This is a genomic window from Gemmatimonadota bacterium (assembly GCA_041390125.1).
In the GTDB taxonomy this organism is placed as follows: domain Bacteria; phylum Gemmatimonadota; class Gemmatimonadetes; order Longimicrobiales; family Gaopeijiaceae; genus JAGQIF01.
Window position 1 is genome coordinate 92,746 of record JAWKQN010000015.1, and the last position, 17,806, is coordinate 110,551.

Consider the following 17,806-nt stretch of genomic DNA (forward strand, 5'->3'; position numbering starts at 1 on the left):
ACCGCCGTGCCTCCTCCGCCCCCGGGCCCGCCGATGACCGACGCCAAGAGCCGTCACCTGATGGCCGTGATGTTCACCGACGTGGTGGGCTACACGGCCCTGATGCAGGACGACGAGGACGCGGCCCGGGACCAGCGCGCCCGTCATCGCGCCGTGCTCGGCGCCACCGTGGCCGAGCACGGAGGCGAGCTGCTGCAGTACTTCGGCGACGGCAGCCTCAGCATCTTCCCCAGTGCCGTCAACGCGCTACGGGCCGCCGTCCGCATCCAGCAGGACGCGCAGCGCGAGCCGGGGCTGCCGCTGCGCGTCGGCATCCATCAGGGTGAGGTCAGCTTCGACTCGCAGGGCGCGTACGGCGACAGCGTGAACATCGCCGCACGCATCGAGGCCCTGGGTGTACCCGGCAGCGTGCTCATCTCCGGCAAGGTGCACGACGACGTCAAGAACCAGCCGGCCATGTCCACGCTGTTGTTGGGGCTGTTCGCGCTCCGCAACGTGCAGCGACCCGTCGAGGTCTATGCCGTCGCCGCCGACGGGCTGATCGTCCCGTCTCCGGACCAGCTGCGCGGCGCCAAGGGGGGAGACCTCCTGGAACCCGCCCCCTCCCCGGGAGCCTTCACGGGAGGGCCGGTGCGGAGCGGCACGGTCCGGCGCCTGGCCTCGGACCGGATGCTCCTGCTGACGGCCGCGGTGGCGCTGCTGTTCGCCCTGGCGTTCACCTGGACCCACTTCCGCGAACCCAGCCGGCCGCTGGCGCGCTTCGACGTGACGCCTCCGGAGGGTCGGAGCCTGCTGCCCAACGTGAGCGGCGTCGACATCGCCCTGGGCCCCGGTGGCGACCGCCTCGTCTACGTGGGTGAAGCGGGAGGCGGTACGCAGCTCTGGACGCGCACCCTGGCCGAGCTGCGACCCTCGCCCGTGCCCGGCACGGCGAACGCCCGGGATCCGGTCTTCGCACCGGACGGCCGCACACTGGCCTTCCGCGCGGGCGAGAGCCTGCGCACGGTCTCGCTGGGCGGTGGGGCGAGTGGAACACTGGTGCCCCGGGGCCTCTCCGGTGGGCCCGACTGGAGCGACGACGGCTTCCTCTACTTTCCGAGCGGCGGGGTGCTGCATCGCATCGCCGCGCATGGCGGCGAGCCCGAAGCGTGGACACCTCCCACCGACGGGGTGCAGCGCTTCCCGCAGGCGCTTCCGGGCGGACGAGGGCTGCTCTTCACGATCGAGAGCCCGGGCACGCCGGAGCGGGGGACCGTCGCCGCGTGGATCCCCGGGGAGGATACGGTCCGCACGCTCGTCACCGGGACGCGTGGTCGCTACGTGGATCCGGGCTTCCTGCTCTTCTCCACGGCGGACGGCGCGCTGCGCGCCGCCCCGTTCGACCTGCGGCGTCTGCGGATCACCGGCCCCTCGGTCGTGCTGCTGGACGACGACGACCTGCGCGGCGGGCCGGCCTCCAAGTTCGTGTTGTCGCGACAGGGCGACCTGCTCTACCGCACGGGCGTCGTGGATCCGATCGCCATGCGCTTCATGTGGGTCTCTCTGTCGGGCGCGGCCGAGCCGGTCGATCCCGAGTGGATCTTCGATCCCGGGCAGGACAACCGCGGCTGGAGCCTTTCGCCCGACGGCACGCGCATCGCCCTCAAGGCGGTCACCGACCTCGGGCCCGACATCTGGATCAAGAGCGTGCCGGACGGACCCCTCTCCCGCTTCACGTACTCCGAGGGAGAGGAGCGCATGCCGCGCTGGTCGCCGGACGGAACCCACGTCTCATTCCTGTCGGATCGCAACGGCAACCTGGATCTGTGGCGTCGCGCCGCCGACGGCCGTGATACCGCGTCCGTCGTCGTGGACATGGAGCAGAGCATCGCCGAGGCGGCGTGGAGCCGCGACGGCACGGCCGTGGTGCTGCGCACGGCGGGCGCCGCCGGCATCGTAGGGAACCGCGACCTCTTCGTCTTCCGACCCGGCGTGGACACCGTGCCTGCACCGCTGATCGCCTCACCGTTCGACGAGGCGGCGCCGGCGCTGTCCCCCGATGGCCGCTGGCTCGCCTACCACTCCGACGAGACCGGCCGGCGCGAGGTGTTCGTGCGGCCGTTCCCGGAGGTGGGCTCCGGCAAGTTCCAGATCTCCGACGGCGGCGGACGGGGCGCCGTGTGGGCGCACAGCGGAGACGCGATCTTCTACGTCTCCGACGAAGGGGGCACCAACGTGGGCACGCGCCTCCTGGTGGAGGCCTCGGTCGATGCCGGTCCTCCCTTCACGGTTCTCGAACGGCGGCCGCTCTTCACCATCGAGGACAGCTTCTACTTCGCCAACAACTCCACGTCCTACCAGGTGGCGCCCGGCGACGACCGCTTCCTCATGGCCCGCTACGTGGGGTCGGGGGCCCGCGTGGAGATGGTGTTGGTCCAAGGCTTCACCCAGGAGCTCGCGCGGCTGTCGCGACGCTGACGCAGGCGCGCGCTGGCCTCCGGTACCCAGCCGTGCGGGTGCCGGCACGGGAAGGGCGCTGATCGCGGGCCCCGCGCCCCCGGACGAAACGCCGCGACGCACCTCGTCGTAAGGGCAGCCACGGCCGCGCGTACCCCCCGCGCCGCCACCGCCACCCGCACGTCGAGGCACCCATGGAACGGCTGCTCCAGGACCTCCAGTACGCCCTGCGCGGGCTCCGCAAATCGCCGGGCTTCACCGCGGTCGCGGTGATCACGCTCGCGCTGGGCATCGGCGTCAACAGCTCCATCTTCGGGATCGTCAACGCAGTCCTGCTCCGACCCCTGCCGGTCGAGGCGCCGCAGGAGCTCGTCGACATCTACGGCTACCGCTCCACGTCTCCCGGCCACGAGACGCATTCATACCCCGACTACCTCGACTACCGCGCCCAGACCGAGACGCTCTCGGGGCTCATGGGCTACGTGAACTTCTTCGCCAACTTCACGCAGGGCGGCAACGCCGAGCTGGTCGTGGGCGAGATGGTCACGGACAACTACTTCCAGGTGCTGGGCGTGCAGCCCGCCCTCGGGCGCGCCTTCCTGCCGGAGGAATACGCGGCACCGGGCGCCACGCCCGTGGCCGTGCTCAGTCACGCCCTCTGGCAGACCCGGTTCGGCGCCGATCCCGACGTGGTGGGACGCACGTTCCGTATGAACGGCATCGTCTACACGGTGGTAGGCGTGGCGCCCGCGACGTTCGCAGGGATGTTCCCGGCCTTGAGCGCGCAGATGTGGATCCCCACCGCGATGGTCGCGGAGGTCGAGCCGCTGGGAGCGCAGCGCGGGTCGCTGGGCGCGGGTCCCGGGCAGACCCGTCTCGACCTCCGCGGAGGTCGTTGGCTCTGGTTGCGGGGGCGGATGCAGCCGGGTGTGACCGTGGAGCAGGTCCAGGCGGAGTTCTCCGGCATGACCGCCCGCCTGGCCGCACAGTACCCGCAGACCAACGAGCTCGAACGCACCACGGTGCTGGCCACGAACGACGTGCGCATCAACCCGGACTTCGACAGCACGGTGGCCCCGGCCGGAATGGTCTTGTTGGGCGCGGTCGGGCTGGTGTTGCTCGTCGCATGCGCCAACCTGGCCAACATGATGCTGGCGCGCTCCGCCAGTCGACGACGCGAGCTCGCCGTGCGCCTGGCGCTGGGCGCGAGCCGGGGCCGGTTGATCCGCCAGCTCCTCACCGAGAGCCTCGTGGTGGCGCTGGCCGGAGGCGCGGTCGCGTTCGCCGTCTCCGCCTGGCTGGCGGGCTTGATCGCCCGCATCCAACCGCCGCTCCCGATCGACATCGGGCTGCGCATCGCCCCCGATTGGCGCGTGCTGGTGTTCACGCTGCTGGCCGCCGTCCTCACCGGGATCCTGTTCGGTCTGGTACCGGCGCTCCGGGCCTCGAAGCCCGAGCTCGTGCCGGCGCTCAAGGACTCCGGGGACGGAGCCACGGGGCGCGCCCGCCGCATCGAGCTGCGGGACGCGCTGGTGGTGGGTCAGGTGGCGCTGTCGCTGGTGCTCCTGGTGGGCGGCGCGCTCCTGGTGCGCAGTCTCTCCGTCGCGCAACGCGTGGACCTGGGCTACGACGTGGACCGCATCGCCCAGCTCTCGCTGGCGATGGAGATGAACGGCTACGACGGCGAACGGGGCGGCGCCTTCCTGGAGAACGGACGCCTGCGCCTGGCTGCGCTGCCCGAGGTCGAGGCCGTCGGCCTCACCAGCCGGTTGCCGCTCTCGCTCAACAACAACGGATTCGGCGTCTTCATCGACGGGCACCAGAGCTCGGGGGCCGACCGACCCTATGGGCTGGACGGCGCCTCCGTGGACGAGGGGTACTTCGCGGCGCTCGATCTACGGATCGTGCGCGGACGGGCCCTCGAGCGCGCCGACCGCGAGGAGAGCCGTCGGGTCGCCGTGATCACGGAGGAGATGGCGCAGCGGTTCTGGCCGGACCAGGACGCGCTCGGCCGCGAATTCCGCACGTCCTGGGAGGGCCAGCCCTGGCAGATCGTGGGCATCGTGGAGAACTACAAGGTCGACACGCCCGGAGAGGCCCCCAAGCCCTATATCCACATCCCGCTGTCGATGCAGAGTGGCTTCGGGATCTACCTCGTGCGCACGTCGACGTCGGCGCGTTCCGTCCTGCCGGCGTTGGAGCGGGAGCTGCGCGCGCTCGACCCCGAGATGGTCTTCCTGGACACGGGCGACCTCCGGGCTGCCGCCGACGTGCGCCTCTTCCCCATCCGCGCCGGCGCCTGGTTGATCGGCGCGTTCGGTCTGTTGGCGCTGGTGCTGGCCGCGGTGGGGCTGTACGGCGTCATCGGCTACGCGGTCTCCCGCCGCATCCGGGAGATCGGGATCCGCAAGGCGCTCGGCGCCGAGCCGGGCTCCGTGGTGGGGATGGTGCTGCGGCAGGGGATGACCCGCGTGGCGCTGGGCGGTGGGATCGGTGTCGTGCTGGCCGTGCTGGGCGCGCGCGCGCTGTCCAGCGTCCTCTACGTGGGCTCGTTCGATCTCGTGAGCTTCGCGCTGGCCATGGCGGTCCTGGCGCTGGTGGCGCTGTCGGCCAACTGGCTTCCCGCTCGCCGCGCCGCGCACATCGATCCGATCCGGGCCCTCCGGCAGGAGTAGATCCGGATCACCCTCGGGAGCGCGCCCGGCCCACCGGGCGCGCTCCTCGGTCAGGGCGTGCGGCGGATGCGCACGATCTCGATCAGCGGACCCACCATGGCGATGGACATCGCGTCCTCCTGGACCCGCGCCTCCGCCTCGACCGCGAGGCCCTCCGTACGGAATCCTTCGGGCAGGTTCGTGGGGTTCCAGGTCGTGCCGTCGCTCCCCTCCAGCACCCACACGCCACCCTCCAGGTCCAGGTGGCGGATCGTCCCTTCGATGCGCATCACTCCGTCTCCCGGCCCGGGCGCCACCTCCGTCCAGCCATCGCTGCCTCCGGCGCAGGCCGCGACCCATGCGAGGATGACCGGGACCGCGCGCCTCCAGGACCCGCGCGCCGCGCTCACCACGAGCTCGACGCGCGTGCGGCGGCGAACCAGTCGCCCTTGGTCATCGCGACGCGTCCGTCGTTCACCACCAGCAACACGTCCTGCAGGGCGCGCACATCCTCCAGGGGATTGCGCTCCGTCACGATGAGGTCGGCCTCCATGCCCTCGGCGATGTGGCCGGTGCGATCCGCCACGCCCAACAGCTCCGCCGCAGTGACGGTCGCGGCCTGCAGAGCCTCCCGGGCGGACAGCCCGATCGTGACCAGCTCCTCCACCTCATGGGAGAGCCGCACCACGCTGTTGGGTCCGTAGCCCGTATCCGTGGCCGCCACGATGCGCACGCCGGCGCGATGGGCGTGGCCGACGGTCTCCTGCACACGGGGCAGCATGTGCCGTCCGCGCATCTGGAGCACGGGGCTCTCGTAGTCCCCTCCCGGGATCGTCAGGTCGCGCACGATCGCCACCGTCGGGACCAGGAAGGTGCCTTGCTCCGCCATGCGCGCCAGCGTCTCGGGGCTCAGATAGGTCCCGTGCTCGATGCTGCGCACGCCCGCGTCCACCGCCGCCCGACCGCCTTCGTCCCCGTGCGCGTGCGCCGCCACGCCCTGGATGCCCGCGGCTCGCGCTTCTTCCACCAGGACGCGCATCTCCTCCACACCGTAGAGCTGCTTGCGCGGATCGGTGTCGGGCAGACCGGCCCGCTCGGTGGCGTTGACCTTGATGAAGTCGATGTCCCGCGACACGAGCGCGCGCGCCATGGCCCGCACGGCCTCCGTCCCCACGATGCCTCCGGCACGGTAGTGTCCGAGGTCCGGGTGGTTCTTGAAGAAGTCCTCCGCGGGCGAGGGGCGGACGTGGTATCCCGCCGCGACCACCTCCGGGGATTCGATGGTGCCGGCCGCGGCCAGCGCACCCAGCCCCACGTCCGTGTAGTTGTCGGCGCCCATGCTGCGGACCGTGGTCACGCCGGAATCGAGCGCGCGGCGGGCCTGGTCGAACGTGGAGATATGCACGTGAGCGTCGATCAGACCGGGCATGAGGTACATGCCCTGCAGGTCGACCGTGCGGACCGAGCCGTCCCGCGGGGCCGTCCCGCCCACGGACACGATGCGGCCGTCCCGGACGACCACGGTGGCGTCCCTGCGGACGGTCCCGTCGCGGACGTCCACGACGTTCGCGCGCACGAGCACGAGATCCTGCGCCTCGAGCGGCGCGGCGACGACCATCGCCGCGACGGCGGCCAGCGAAACGAGCAGGGGCGTTCGGCGAAGGTGCAGTCGGCGGGACATCCGGATCCTCGTCGGTGGGAATGCGGGTGGGTCCGGGCGGTCGCGCCCGGAGCGTTGCGCGCGGCCCGGCCCGAGCTTCACGACCGGACCGGGACGGTGCGGCCCTCCCTGCACGGGTACCACGGTGCGGCGCGCAGGCGCAAGCATCACGCCTTGTCCGTTCCGTGCGCCTCCACCCGGTCGGCCAGCTCGTCCAGCAACGCCACCTGTGCCGGATTCACGCGGTCCCGCGCCTGCGCCAGCTCCATCCACTCGGCCCGGTCGACCTCGGGGAACTCGAGCATGCGGCCGGACCCGCGCGGCCATTCCGTGTGCACGAGGTTGCTCCGGATGGACGCGGGATCCAGGTCTCCCTCGACGGCGAAGCCGAGCACGCGCTTGCCGCCCCGCTGCCGCACGGGGGCCAGGGCCCACGCGTCGCCGACGAGCCGCACGCCCAGCTCCTCCTCGAATTCGCGGAAGGCCGCTGCCTCCGCCGTCTCCTGCGCGCCGATCTCGCCCTTCGGGATGGACCAGGCCCCCCGGTCCTTCCGGGCCCAGAAGGGACCGCCGGGGTGGACCAGCAACACCTCCAGGCGGCCTTCTCGCCGGCGCCACAGGACGATGCCCGCACTCTCGCGCATGGAGCTCGTGGGTCAGACCATGACTTCGACCTTCGGGAGCCTCTCGCACCCGTCAGGTCGGCGCCGGGTTCCGCTGGCCCGGCGCCCGCCCGGTGCGGTATGGTGGCCGGCCTCGATGTCGCTCCTGCGGAACCCAAGGGACGCATGCACGTTCGGGATGCCATCGTGATCGGCGGAGGCCCGGCGGGCTCCGCGGCGTTCGCGCTGCTGCGGGTCCGCGGGCTCGACGTCGTCTGGATCCCGGGGCCGGCGCGTCCCCACGCCGCGCTCGCGCTGTCGCTTCCCCCTACCTGTGGGCCGCTGTTCCAGCGCGCCGGGTTCGGATCGCTGTGGGATGCGCCCGAGCCGCTGCGCTCCGGCGCGAACCGCGTGCACTGGGCGGGAGAGACCCGGCACGAGGCGTTCGCCCCGGGAATGAGCGCGCGGCTGTGCGAGGCCGGTGACCTGGAGCGGTGGATGCGGCGCGATGCGCAGGCTGCCGATGGCACGAGCTCCGGGCGCACGACGTCGGCCGGCCGACTGCTCGCCGGACGGGCCGTGACCATCGAGCCGGGCACGGAGGCGTCCGCGGTGCGCGTCGAAGCTCCCGGCGCCTCCGCGACCCACCACGCGCGCTGGGTGCTCGACTGCACCGGCCGCGGCGGCGTCTCGGTCCGCTGCGGTCTGGCCGAGCGCACGGCGGGTCCCGCGGCGTTGGCGGTCAGCGCGCGTTGGAGGGTCCGCGACGGAAGCCCGGAGGCCGCGGCCGCAGACACGGTCATCGAATCGCAGTCCGACGGCTGGGGATGGTCGATCCCGCTGCCGGACGGCACCCGCGATGTCAGCTTCCTGGTGGATCCGCGGCACAGCGCGCTCGTGCGCGGGGATCTCGAAGTGCTCTACGCCGAACGGCTGCGCGCCGCCCCGGAGCTCGGTGCGCTCCTGTCCGGTGCCGAACGCCGCAGCGCGGCGTGGGCCTGTGAAGCGGGCCCCTACGCCGTGGACCCGCCCGCGCGCCCCGGCCTGCTGCTGGTCGGAGACGCGGCCAGCGCGCTCGATCCGCTCACATCGTTCGGCGTCAAGAAGGCGTTGGCTTCCGCCTGGCTGGCCACGGCCGTCGTCGAGACCGCGCTGACCGAGCCGGACCTGCTGGACGCCGCGTTGCTGTTGCACACGACGCGCGAGCGTGCCATCCCCGCGCGCCTGCGCTCCGATACCGCCGGCTTCGCGACCGATGCTGAGCGGGTGCACGCGCATCCGTTCTGGACGGCGCGCGCGCGCGCGGAGGAGGACGGTCTGTTGGCGGCGGACCCGGACGTGGAGGGGTTACGCACGGACCCGGAGGTGTTGCGGGCCTTCGCAGCCCTGCGTGAGCCCGAACACGTGGGGTTGACCCCGGGCCGGGTGCAGACGGCGCTCCGCCCCACCGTCGTGGGAACCCGCGTCGGGCTCGAGGAGCGGCTCCTCACGCCGCGCTGGCCGGACGGCGTCCGCCATTTGCGGGGGGTGGACCTGCTGGCGCTGGCGCGACTGGCGCGGCCGGATATCGAGGTCCCGGAGCTGTGGGAGCGCTACTGTCGGCAGGAAGAGCCGGTGATCCTGCCGGACTTCCTGGGGGCGTTGTCCGTCCTGGTGGCCGAGGGGGTGCTCCGGATGGTGCGGTCGCCCTCCCCGTCGTAGCGCGTCCGGGCAGTGGGCCCCCGTAGCGCGCCCGGGCGGTAGGCCCCCTCCGACCGGGGTGCGCAGATCGGCCCGATGACCTACTGTTCCGGGTCCCCCCTGACGCGCCCCGGGAGGGCCGTGTATGACCGACCCCGCTCCGGCCCCCGAGGCCGACGCGGTCCCCTTGGACCGCGACCGCTTCCTGCGCTCCCTGCTGCGCCACCTCTCCGGCACCCTCCAGGACGTCGTCGGAGTCGAGGAGGCGGCCGGGCTGATCAGCGTCGTGGGTCAGGAGATCGGCGAGGAGATCGGCACCATGTACCGCGCCCACGCGGGGACGGACCGCCTGGACCGCGAGCAGGTGGAGCACGCCCTGGTGGACCTCAAGCGGCGCATCGACGGCGACTTCTACGTCATCGAGCGCTCCGACGACGCCGTGGTGCTCGGGAATCGCCGGTGTCCCTTCGGTGCGGCCGTAGCGGGTCGCCCGTCGCTCTGCATGATGACGTCGAACGTGTTCGGCTCCATCGCCGCCCACGACCTCGGGTACGCGAAGGTCGAGCTCCAGGAGACCATCGCCCGCGGAGACCGTGAATGCCGGGTGGTCGTGCACCTGAGCGAAACCGCGGCGGCGCGGGCGGCGCAGGGGCGGGAATACTACCGGGGACCCGACGCGCGTTGACCGCCGAGGCGTTCCTCCGATTGGCGGACCGGATCCGGGAACCGCTTCTGCTGCTCGCGCCGGATGGCCGCGTGGAAGCCGCGAACCAGGCCACGCGCACGGTGTGGGCGGAGAGCGGCGCTGGAACGGACCTGGCCGCACGCGCCACCGCTCCCGCGACGTTCCGCCGCTACCTTGCGCTGGCGAGCCGTTCGACGTCCCCCATCCCGGGCTCCGTGCGCTTCGACTTCGCGCCGGCAACGTGGCGCTGCGACGCCAGCCGGCTGCCGGATGGGAACGGATCCGACGCGGCCCGCGTGCTCGTCCACCTGCGGCCCGCCATCGAGACCAGCGCGCGCTTCGTGGCGCTGAACCGGCAGATCGAGCGGCTCTACGCCGAGGTGCGGCGGCGGGCGCAGCTCGAGCAGGAGCGGACCGCCCTCATCGAGGCGGAGCGGGACGCGCGCGAGGAGGCGGAGCGCGCCAATCGACTCAAGGACGAGTTCCTGGCCACCGTCTCGCACGAGATGCGGACGCCGTTGCAGGCCATCCTGGGCTGGGTGAGCCTGTTGCGCACCCAGCCGGAGGACGGGGCCATCCGCGCGCAGGGCCTCGAGATCATCGAGCGCCAGGTCGATGCGCAGGTGCGCCTGACCGAAGACCTCCTGGACACCTCGCGGGCGATGGCCGGCCGGCTCCGGCTCGCGCTCGAGCCTGTGGAGCTCGAGCACCTGGTGCGCGAAGCGGTCGATTCCATGCGTCCCACCGCGGAGGCGCGGCAGATCCGGCTGGACTACCTCGCCGACACGGGTCCCTGCACCATCAGCGGGGATCCGCAGCGCCTGCACCAGATCGCATGGAACCTGCTCTCCAACGCGATCAAGTTCACGCCCAAGGGTGGCCGCGTGCAGGTCCAGCTGCGCCGGGTCAACTCCCATGTCGAGCTGGTCGTCAGCGACACCGGCGAAGGCATCGCGCCGGACGTGTTGCCCTATATCTTCGACCGCTTCCGTCAGGCGGACGGCACCTCCACGCGCCGGCACGGTGGCCTGGGGCTCGGCCTGTCCATCGTCCGACACCTCACCGAGCTCCATGGCGGGATGGTGCTGGCGGAGAGCGAGGGCGTGGGCAGAGGTGCGTCGTTCGTCGTGAATCTGCCGCTCCCGCTGTTCCGGCCCCAGGAGGCACTCCTGCCCCACGGCGGTGACCACCGTTCCACCCGCTCGGGCACGCTGGCCTCTCTGCGGGTGCTCCTGGTCGAGGATCACGACGATTCCCGCGAGATGCTGGAGACCGTCCTGACGCTGGCGGGCGCGTCGGTGTCGGCCTTCGCCGCCACCGATGGCGCCCTGCGCGCTTACGAGCAGGAGGCCTTCGATCTCGTGATCAGCGACCTGCAGATGCCGGGCGAGGACGGCTTCACCTTCCTGCGCAAGCTCCGTGACTTCGAGCGATCCTCCGGCCGGCGTACCGTGCCGGCGGTCGCCGTGACCGCACACGCCATCCAGGACGGTCGCCGGCACGCGCTGGAAGCCGGCTTCCAGGCGGTCCTGGGCAAACCGGTCGCACCCGGCGAGCTGGTGGCACTGGCCCGTTCCCTGCACGCCAGCAGCACACCCTCCTCCGATGCGGGCGCGCGTGACGCGGCGCCGACCAGCGCGGACGGCGCGGCCACCAGGACCGCCGCCGTGCGGACGGACGCCGCGGATCCAACGGACACCCAGACCGTCGCCTGACGCCCGCCGTTGCGCGACCCCCTCCGGCTCGACGCCGCGCGCGAGGAGGGGTCGTCTCACCGGGACAGGGACAGTCCCACCTGCGCCATCAGGTCCGGCGCGGACTCGGTCAGACCCGCGCCCACGCCCGCACTGAGCCAAGCACGCTCTCCGGCGCGATGTCCGAGCGCCAGCGCAACCGACAGCGGCACCTCCAGGCTCTCCACCGTCCGTGACATGCCGCTGAGCGAGAGCAGCACCGACCCGGCTCCGTCGAACGCGGAGAGGCTGGCCCCCACCCCGTAGCTCACGCCGTCCACCAGCTCGAGCTCGGGCAGGTCGCCCAGCCACCAGTACTGCGCGTCGACGAACGTCAGCAGACGGCCGACCCCCAGCACGAGCGACGCGCCGGCCGCGAAGTCCCATTCGCCCGTGCCGACTCCCGACTCGACGTCGGTCAGGGGGGCTTTCGCGCTCGCCGACAACCGCACCGAGCGGAGCGCACCGTCCCCGCGCAGCACCTCCACCCCGGCGCCCAGCACCGGGTCGCCGAGACGGCCCTGGATGCCGTCTTCGAACGCCACGGAGTCCACGACGTCCTGCGCCGCCATCGTGAGAGGCATGGCACCCCCTCCCGCGCCCTGCCCGCCGCCACGGCCGCGCCGGGTCCCGATCGTCTCACCGCGCTCGCGTCGGGCCACCACGCCCGCCTGCTCGCCGCCGGTGGGGATCGGCACACCCGCCACCAACGTGACCAGCCCACCGTTCTGCAGCACCAGCGGCAGCGACCCCGACACCTCGAAGCGCGCCCAGGTCAGGCGCGCGGCGCCCGTGAGGTACACGGCATGGATGCGCTGATCGAACACGTAGCGTCCCGTCGCGTATTGCAGGCCCACGGAGCCGCCCACCGTCTGACCCGCCGCCGACCCGACGCTCAGGATCAGCGCCGCGGGCAGGAGGCCCGCGGCGCTGCGAAGGGCGTTCATGCCCGCCTCACGACGGATGGAGGCGGTCGCGGATCCGGTCCATGATCTTCAGACCGTCTTCCATGCGACCGGCCATGTCATCCATGTGCTCGCGCAGGCGCAGCATCTCGCGCTCCATGTCCGGACCCCAGTTCGATCCCGGGTCTCCGAGCATGTCGCGCACGCGCTCCATGGACTGGTTCATCTCGCGCGCGGCGTTGGAGTACGCGTGTGTCATGTCGCGGACCCGCTCCTGCTCACGCAAGCGGAGCAGATCCCGCTCCTGCAACTGGCTCTGTTGACGCAGTCGCTCCATGTCGCGGATCATGAGCTGCTCCATCTCGTGTGCCTGCGTCTGGATGCGCTGCATCCGCTGCATGGTCTCACCGAGCAACCGCGCCTGTTCCTGCATGCGCTGCATCTGCTGCATCTGCTGCGCCGGCACCTGCTGCGCCATGCGCTGCTGCCCCATGGCTCCGGCGGGCAGGACGCACAGTCCCACCAGCAGCGTAGCCCATCCGACCGTTCTCCGGTTCGCGTACATCGGTCCCTCCCCCCGGCCCGCACGCGCGGGGCCGGCTGCGTGTGGGCCCGCGTGTCCGCGGGCCTCGGGTCGACCGGCCCGCCCGCTCGGGAGAGCCGGCTCGTTCGTGCGTCGGGTAATTGATCACAAGGGGGGTCGGCGGTCTGTCGGGGCCGCCGCGAACCGCGTCGTCGGGCATCCTCCCTTGCATGACCGCAGAGGAATACGCTCCCCACCCCCGCTCCTTGTGCCCCGCTGGCAGATCGTGCTAATACCAGCCGATGGCACAGCCCCGACGCCTTCTCCGCCTGGCCCTGCTGACGGGGCTGATCCTGCCGGCCCCCCGCCTGCAGGCCCAAGCGACCGATGAACGGATCCCCGACGGTGGCCTGCCCGTGCGCGACGACGCGGTGGTGCAGAGCTGCCGGCGGTGCCACGCCGTGGCCGACGACGGGCGCATGTCCCGCATCTCGTTCTCGCGCAAGACGCCGGAGGGGTGGGAGCTGACCGTCCGGCGCATGGTCACGCTGAACGGCGTGGACCTCGATCCAGAAACGGCCCGTCGGATCGTGCGCTACCTGTCCAACGCGCACGGACTGGCACCCGAAGAGCTGCGGCCCGCGTTCTACGAGGTGGAGCGTCGCCTCGACGATCGCGACTTCGCGGACGACCTTGAGCCCACCTGCACGGGCTGCCACTCGGCGGCTCGTGCCCTGGTGCAACGGCGGACGCGCGAGGAGTGGGAGCTGCTGGTGGCCATGCATCGCGGCTACTATCCCCTGATCGACTTCCAGTCCTTCCGCCGCGGCGGTCCCCCCGAGGACGGCGAAGATCCGCGGCACCCCATGGACAAGGCCATCGACCACCTGGCCGAGGCCTATCCGCTGGAGACGCCCGAGTGGAGCGCCTGGTCCACGGCCATGCGGCCCCCGCGTCTGGCGGGTTCGTGGGCGGTGTCGGGGACGGAGCTGGGTCGCGGCCCCATCTACGGACGCGTGACCATCACGCCGGTGCCCGGCGCCGAGGATGAGTTCACGACCGAGACGACCTACCGCTACGCCCGTGACGGACGCACCGTGACCCGGCGCGGCCGCGCCACCGTCTACACGGGCTACCAGTGGCGGGGGCGGAGCGGCGAAGGAGACGAGGCGCTGCGCGAAGTGCTCTTCGTGGAGCGCGACTGGCGCAGGCTCAGCGGTCGCTGGTTCACGGGCGCGTACGACGAGTTGGGGATCGACGTGGAGCTGGTGCGCAGCGAGGGTCCCGTGGTCCTGGGCGCGTGGCCGGGCCTGCTGTTCAGCGGCGCCGCCGGCCAGACGGTCGAGGTGCACGGACTCGACCTGCCCGAGGGCCTGTCGGCCGGCGACGTGGATCTGGGCCAGGGCGTGCGCGTGCGCGGGGTGGAGCGGCTCTCGCCGGAGCGGGTTCGCCTGCGGGTGGACGTCGACGCCGAAGCCGGAACCGGACCCCGCGATCTCTTCCTGGCCGGGCAGAACCGCGCGGCCGCCTTGGTGGTGGCCGACCGCGTGGACCGCATCGCGGTGACCCCGGCGTGGGGAATGGCCCGTCTGGGCGGCGCCCACTTCCCCAAGGGGCTCCAGCGCTTCGAGGCGGTGGGCTTCCACGACGGTCCCGATGGCAAGCCCGAGACGGACGACGACCTGGCCCTGGGCCCCGTGGACGTGACGTGGAGCCTGGAGGAGTACGCAGCCACGTTCGGGGACGACGACCTCCAGTTCGTGGGCCGGATGGGCTCCGACGGAACGTTCACGCCCGCCGAGGATGGGCCCAACCCCCGCCGGGCGGGCGCCCGCAACAACGTGGGTGACGTCTGGGCCGTGGCGACCTACGCGCCCGGTGGTGGCGCCGCGCCCCTGCGCGCCCGCGCCCACCTGCTGGTCACGGTGCCGCTCTACATGCGCTGGGACCCGTGGACGGAGGGCCGATGAGCACGATCGGTCTGCGCGAGTTCCACGCCTTCGAGGCCGCGGGGCAGCGCTTCCTCTACCTGGTGCCGTCCGCGGGAGTCATCCGGCTGGACGACGTGTCCGCCGCGGTGCTGGACACGCTGGAGCAGGGACCGCGCACGCGCCCGGACGTGGTGGCGTCGCTCGCGCCCCGCTTCCCGGCGGCGGATGTGGACGCGGCCATCGCGGAGCTGGCGGAGGTGCGCGCGCTCGGACCGACGCGCGCCGAGCCGGAACGCGCCCTCCCGGTGCTGCCCCCGCGCGGCTTTCCGCTCACCACCATGGTCCTCAACGTGACGAGCAAGTGCAACCTCGCGTGCACGTACTGCTACGAGTACGGCGAGGACGCCATCGTCCCGGCCACGAACAAGCCCCGTTTCATGAGCGAGGAGACGGCCCGGCGCTCGGTGGACTGGATGTTCGAGCAGGGTGCGGCCAACGACCGCGTGCTCCTCACCTTCTTCGGCGGCGAGACGCTGCTCAACTTCAAGGTGCTGCAATCGACCCACGCCTACGCCATGGAACGCGGCCGGGCGCTGGGCAAACAGGTGGACTTCTCGCTCACGACCAACGCCACGTTGCTCCGTCCCCACATCATCGAGTGGCTCGCGGAGAACCACATCGGCGTCACCATCTCCATCGACGGCCCCCAGGACGCCCAGGACAAGTTCCGGGTGTTCAAGAACGGGGCGGGCAGCTACGAGACCGTGCTGCCCCGGATCCGCGCCCTGTTGCAGCGACACCGCTCCCGGCCCATCGGCGCCCGGGTCACGCTGACCCGCCAGAACCTGGACGTGCTGGGGATCTTCCGGCATCTGACGGAGGAGATCGGCTTCCACGAGGCCGGGTTCGCACCGGTCACGACCGCCTCCCAACGCGACTTCGCCATCGAAGGCAGCGGCTTCGATCACATGCTGGCGCAGTTCGAGACGCTGGCGCTCGAGTATCGTGACGCGGCGCTGGCAGGCCGTCATCATGGCTTCTCCAACGTGAAGGACACGCTGGAGGAGATCCACAAGGGCGTCAGCAAGGCCTTTCCCTGCGGCGCCGGCCTGGGGCTCATGGGAGTGGCCACGGACGGGGACGTGGCGCTCTGCCACCGCTTCGCGGGCTCGGACGAGCACACCCTCGGCTCCGTCTTCGACGGCGTCGACGAAGTGCGCAAGTACGACTTCCTGAAGAAGCACCACATGGTCAACAAGACGGACTGCGCGTCCTGTTGGGCACGCCCGCTCTGCGCGGGCGGATGCTACCATGAAGCCCATGTGCGCTATGGAGACACCGGCCAGGCCAACCTGCACTTCTGCGATTGGGTGCGCTCCTGGACGGACACCTGCCTGAAGATCTACGGGGAGCTGGCCGAGCAGCGGCCGGACGTGCTCGCTCGCTTCGACGAGCCTCTCCCGCTCACGGCCTAGGAGGATCGGCGTGAAGCACATCAAGGCCATCAACCGCAAGGCGGCGCGGATCGAGCGCCTGGCCGCCGACGGCGGCGGGGCGGATCCGCAGCCCACGCTGCACGTCGGCGGAGACGACGGGTTCGTCCGCGAGGACGAGCTGGACGTGGTGGCGCTCCAGAGCGTGGAGTCGGGCCCGCACTTCCCGATCGGGTGCTCGCTGGTGTTCTTCCCCGGCTGGGAAGCCGACAGCTCGGGTGGGACCGCCGGCCTGTGTCAGCCCGTGGAGCGCGACCTCTTCGACTGCCACCTGGGGTGCTTCTGGCCGGCGCACGTGCCGGATCAGCTCAACTACGCGCCCGACTGGACCGGCACGTGCGCGTCGGCCCAGAAGGACTGGCGCAAGATCGACCTGATCTTCCCGTGATCCCACGACCCGGTCGTGCCCACCCCTCACGCCTGCGGCGCGCGGCGCTGCTGGGTCTGGCCCTGCTCGCAGGCGCACCCCTCCCCGCCACGGCGCAGGCCCGGAGCGGCGGGAACGGCACGTTCTACCTGGCGGCATACGACAAGCACGTCTACGTCATCGATGAGGCCACGCTGGACGTCCGGGCGCGTTGGCCTTCGCAGATCGGCATCCCGGCCCGCGTGGCGCTCTCCGACGACCGCTCCCTGCTGATCGTCACCGACGTCACCAACCGCAACGTCGAGCTGATCGAGCGCGCCACGGGCCGGTCCGTGGACCACTTCACGCTGGACCAGGGCAACACCCAGGTCCGGATCGGAAGCATCGCGCTCGCACCCGATCACGGCTGGATGGTCCTCCAGATCCAGTCCTACACGAAGCTGCGGGACCGCTTCCAGATCGGGGAGCCGGTGCTGGTCCGCTACGATCTGTCCACCCATGCAGTGACGGATACGATCCCCTGGCCCGACGGCCCCGACGCCGCCAGCGGCTCCACGCTCTTCTCCCCGGACGGTCGCCTGCTGTGGGTGCTCGGCGACGACCTCGTCGCCCTGGACGCGGAGACGTTCGCGGAGGTGGATCGCTGGGCGCTGTCACGCCCCATCGAGCCCGGGCTCGGGGAGATGTTCTTCGGGTTCTCGCAGAGCCTCTACGAAGACGCCGGCATCTACACCGGCCTCTTCCGCACGTCCGACCCCGTGCAGCACCGCCGCCTCATGGGCATCGCGCGCGTCGACCTGGCGGCCAAGGACGTGGACTTCTACACACTCGGCCCCAGCCAGCCGGTCAGCTTCACGCTGGCACCCGACGGACGGACGGCCTACGGCCTCTACTCGGACATCGGTCGGTACGAGTTCTGGACGTTCGACCTGCAGAACCGGCGTGTGGCCCAGCGCCAGGAGTTCCCCGGACGCCCGCGCATGCGGCTGGCCGCCAGCACGAACGGTGAGCTGTTGTACATCGCCACGGCCGGCGCCACGATCGACGTCTACGACGCAGCGACCTACCAGCCTCTGCGCACGGTGACGCTCGACACCGACATGATCGGATGGGTGCTGGTCCCGCCCGAGGATTGAT

At 71.7% G+C, this 17,806-nt stretch carries 14 protein-coding genes; 9 read left to right on the plus strand and 5 right to left on the minus strand.

Features of this window, described 5'->3' with window-relative positions; translation table 11 throughout:
• Window positions 1-33 precede the first annotated feature (33 nt).
• Both R3E98_16860 and R3E98_16865 read left to right on the plus strand, forming a co-directional pair.
• A complete protein-coding gene (locus R3E98_16860) occupies window positions 34-2,457 on the plus strand; it encodes an adenylate/guanylate cyclase domain-containing protein (protein MEZ4425069.1) in 2,424 nt (807 codons plus the stop codon).
• A gap of 173 nt (window positions 2,458-2,630) precedes the next feature.
• Window positions 2,631-5,111, plus strand: coding sequence for an ABC transporter permease (locus tag R3E98_16865; GenBank protein MEZ4425070.1), 2,481 nt, complete (start codon window positions 2,631-2,633; stop codon window positions 5,109-5,111).
• 50 nt (window positions 5,112-5,161) lie between these two features.
• Here the strand turns inward: R3E98_16865 and R3E98_16870 are convergent, their stop codons facing one another.
• From R3E98_16870 to R3E98_16880, 3 genes are all read right to left on the minus strand, one after another.
• Entirely contained in the window at window positions 5,162-5,500 is a 339-nt protein-coding gene (locus R3E98_16870; GenBank protein ID MEZ4425071.1) for a hypothetical protein, read from the minus strand.
• Window positions 5,497-6,771, minus strand: a complete 1,275-nt coding sequence (locus tag R3E98_16875; protein ID MEZ4425072.1) for an amidohydrolase family protein — start codon at window positions 6,769-6,771, stop codon at window positions 5,497-5,499. The genes R3E98_16870 and R3E98_16875 overlap by 4 nt, the downstream gene beginning before the upstream one ends.
• Window positions 6,772-6,917: 146 nt before the next feature.
• Entirely contained in the window at window positions 6,918-7,394 is a 477-nt protein-coding gene (locus R3E98_16880; GenBank protein ID MEZ4425073.1) for an NUDIX domain-containing protein, read from the minus strand.
• 144 nt (window positions 7,395-7,538) lie between these two features.
• Between R3E98_16880 and R3E98_16885 the strand changes: the two genes are divergently transcribed.
• From R3E98_16885 to R3E98_16895, 3 genes are all read left to right on the plus strand, one after another.
• Window positions 7,539-9,053 carry a hypothetical protein gene (locus R3E98_16885; protein ID MEZ4425074.1) on the plus strand — a complete coding sequence of 505 codons (1,515 nt, stop codon included), beginning with the start codon at window positions 7,539-7,541 and terminating at the stop codon, window positions 9,051-9,053.
• A gap of 124 nt (window positions 9,054-9,177) precedes the next feature.
• Entirely contained in the window at window positions 9,178-9,717 is a 540-nt protein-coding gene (locus tag R3E98_16890; protein MEZ4425075.1) for a methanogen output domain 1-containing protein, read from the plus strand.
• Window positions 9,718-9,788: 71 nt separating this feature from the next.
• A complete protein-coding gene (locus R3E98_16895) occupies window positions 9,789-11,432 on the plus strand; it encodes an ATP-binding protein (GenBank protein ID MEZ4425076.1) in 1,644 nt (547 codons plus the stop codon).
• 56 nt (window positions 11,433-11,488) lie between these two features.
• On the opposite strand, the gene R3E98_16900 is transcribed toward R3E98_16895, so the two are convergent.
• Both R3E98_16900 and R3E98_16905 read right to left on the minus strand, forming a co-directional pair.
• The gene (locus R3E98_16900) at window positions 11,489-12,397 is read right to left on the minus strand and encodes a hypothetical protein (GenBank protein ID MEZ4425077.1); all 909 of its coding nucleotides are present in this window, start codon (window positions 12,395-12,397) and stop codon (window positions 11,489-11,491) included.
• 7 nt (window positions 12,398-12,404) lie between these two features.
• Window positions 12,405-12,920 carry a hypothetical protein gene (locus tag R3E98_16905; protein MEZ4425078.1) on the minus strand — a complete coding sequence of 172 codons (516 nt, stop codon included), beginning with the start codon at window positions 12,918-12,920 and terminating at the stop codon, window positions 12,405-12,407.
• Window positions 12,921-13,180: 260 nt separating this feature from the next.
• Between R3E98_16905 and peaA the strand changes: the two genes are divergently transcribed.
• Genes peaA through R3E98_16925 form a run of 4 tightly spaced genes read left to right on the plus strand, consistent with a single transcriptional unit; the run spans window position 13,181 to window position 17,805 of the window.
• On the plus strand, window positions 13,181-14,848 hold the full coding sequence (peaA, locus tag R3E98_16910) for a quinohemoprotein amine dehydrogenase subunit alpha (GenBank protein MEZ4425079.1): 1,668 nt from the start codon (window positions 13,181-13,183) through the stop codon (window positions 14,846-14,848).
• Complete coding sequence (gene peaB / locus R3E98_16915; GenBank protein ID MEZ4425080.1) at window positions 14,845-16,284, plus strand: quinohemoprotein amine dehydrogenase maturation protein; 1,440 nt, start codon at window positions 14,845-14,847, stop codon at window positions 16,282-16,284. The genes peaA and peaB overlap by 4 nt, the downstream gene beginning before the upstream one ends.
• A gap of 10 nt (window positions 16,285-16,294) precedes the next feature.
• A complete protein-coding gene (qhpC, locus tag R3E98_16920) occupies window positions 16,295-16,690 on the plus strand; it encodes a quinohemoprotein amine dehydrogenase subunit gamma (GenBank protein MEZ4425081.1) in 396 nt (131 codons plus the stop codon).
• Window positions 16,687-17,805, plus strand: coding sequence for a hypothetical protein (locus R3E98_16925; GenBank protein ID MEZ4425082.1), 1,119 nt, complete (start codon window positions 16,687-16,689; stop codon window positions 17,803-17,805). The genes qhpC and R3E98_16925 overlap by 4 nt, the downstream gene beginning before the upstream one ends.
• Window position 17,806 lies beyond the last annotated feature (1 nt).

What these genes read in the sequence shown, in the direction of transcription:
- R3E98_16860 (MEZ4425069.1), top strand. Translation starts at nt 34, where the DNA reads ATGACCGACGCCAAGAGCCGTCACCTGATGGCCGTGATGTTCACCGAC.
- R3E98_16865 (MEZ4425070.1), top strand. Translation starts at nt 2,631, where the DNA reads ATGGAACGGCTGCTCCAGGACCTCCAGTACGCCCTGCGCGGGCTCCGC.
- R3E98_16875 (MEZ4425072.1), bottom strand. Translation starts at nt 6,771, where the DNA reads ATGTCCCGCCGACTGCACCTTCGCCGAACGCCCCTGCTCGTTTCGCTG.
- R3E98_16880 (MEZ4425073.1), bottom strand. Translation starts at nt 7,394, where the DNA reads ATGCGCGAGAGTGCGGGCATCGTCCTGTGGCGCCGGCGAGAAGGCCGC.
- R3E98_16885 (MEZ4425074.1), top strand. Translation starts at nt 7,539, where the DNA reads ATGCACGTTCGGGATGCCATCGTGATCGGCGGAGGCCCGGCGGGCTCC.
- R3E98_16890 (MEZ4425075.1), top strand. Translation starts at nt 9,178, where the DNA reads ATGACCGACCCCGCTCCGGCCCCCGAGGCCGACGCGGTCCCCTTGGAC.
- R3E98_16900 (MEZ4425077.1), bottom strand. Translation starts at nt 12,397, where the DNA reads ATGAACGCCCTTCGCAGCGCCGCGGGCCTCCTGCCCGCGGCGCTGATC.
- R3E98_16905 (MEZ4425078.1), bottom strand. Translation starts at nt 12,920, where the DNA reads ATGTACGCGAACCGGAGAACGGTCGGATGGGCTACGCTGCTGGTGGGA.
- peaA (MEZ4425079.1), top strand. Translation starts at nt 13,181, where the DNA reads ATGGCACAGCCCCGACGCCTTCTCCGCCTGGCCCTGCTGACGGGGCTG.
- peaB (MEZ4425080.1), top strand. Translation starts at nt 14,845, where the DNA reads ATGAGCACGATCGGTCTGCGCGAGTTCCACGCCTTCGAGGCCGCGGGG.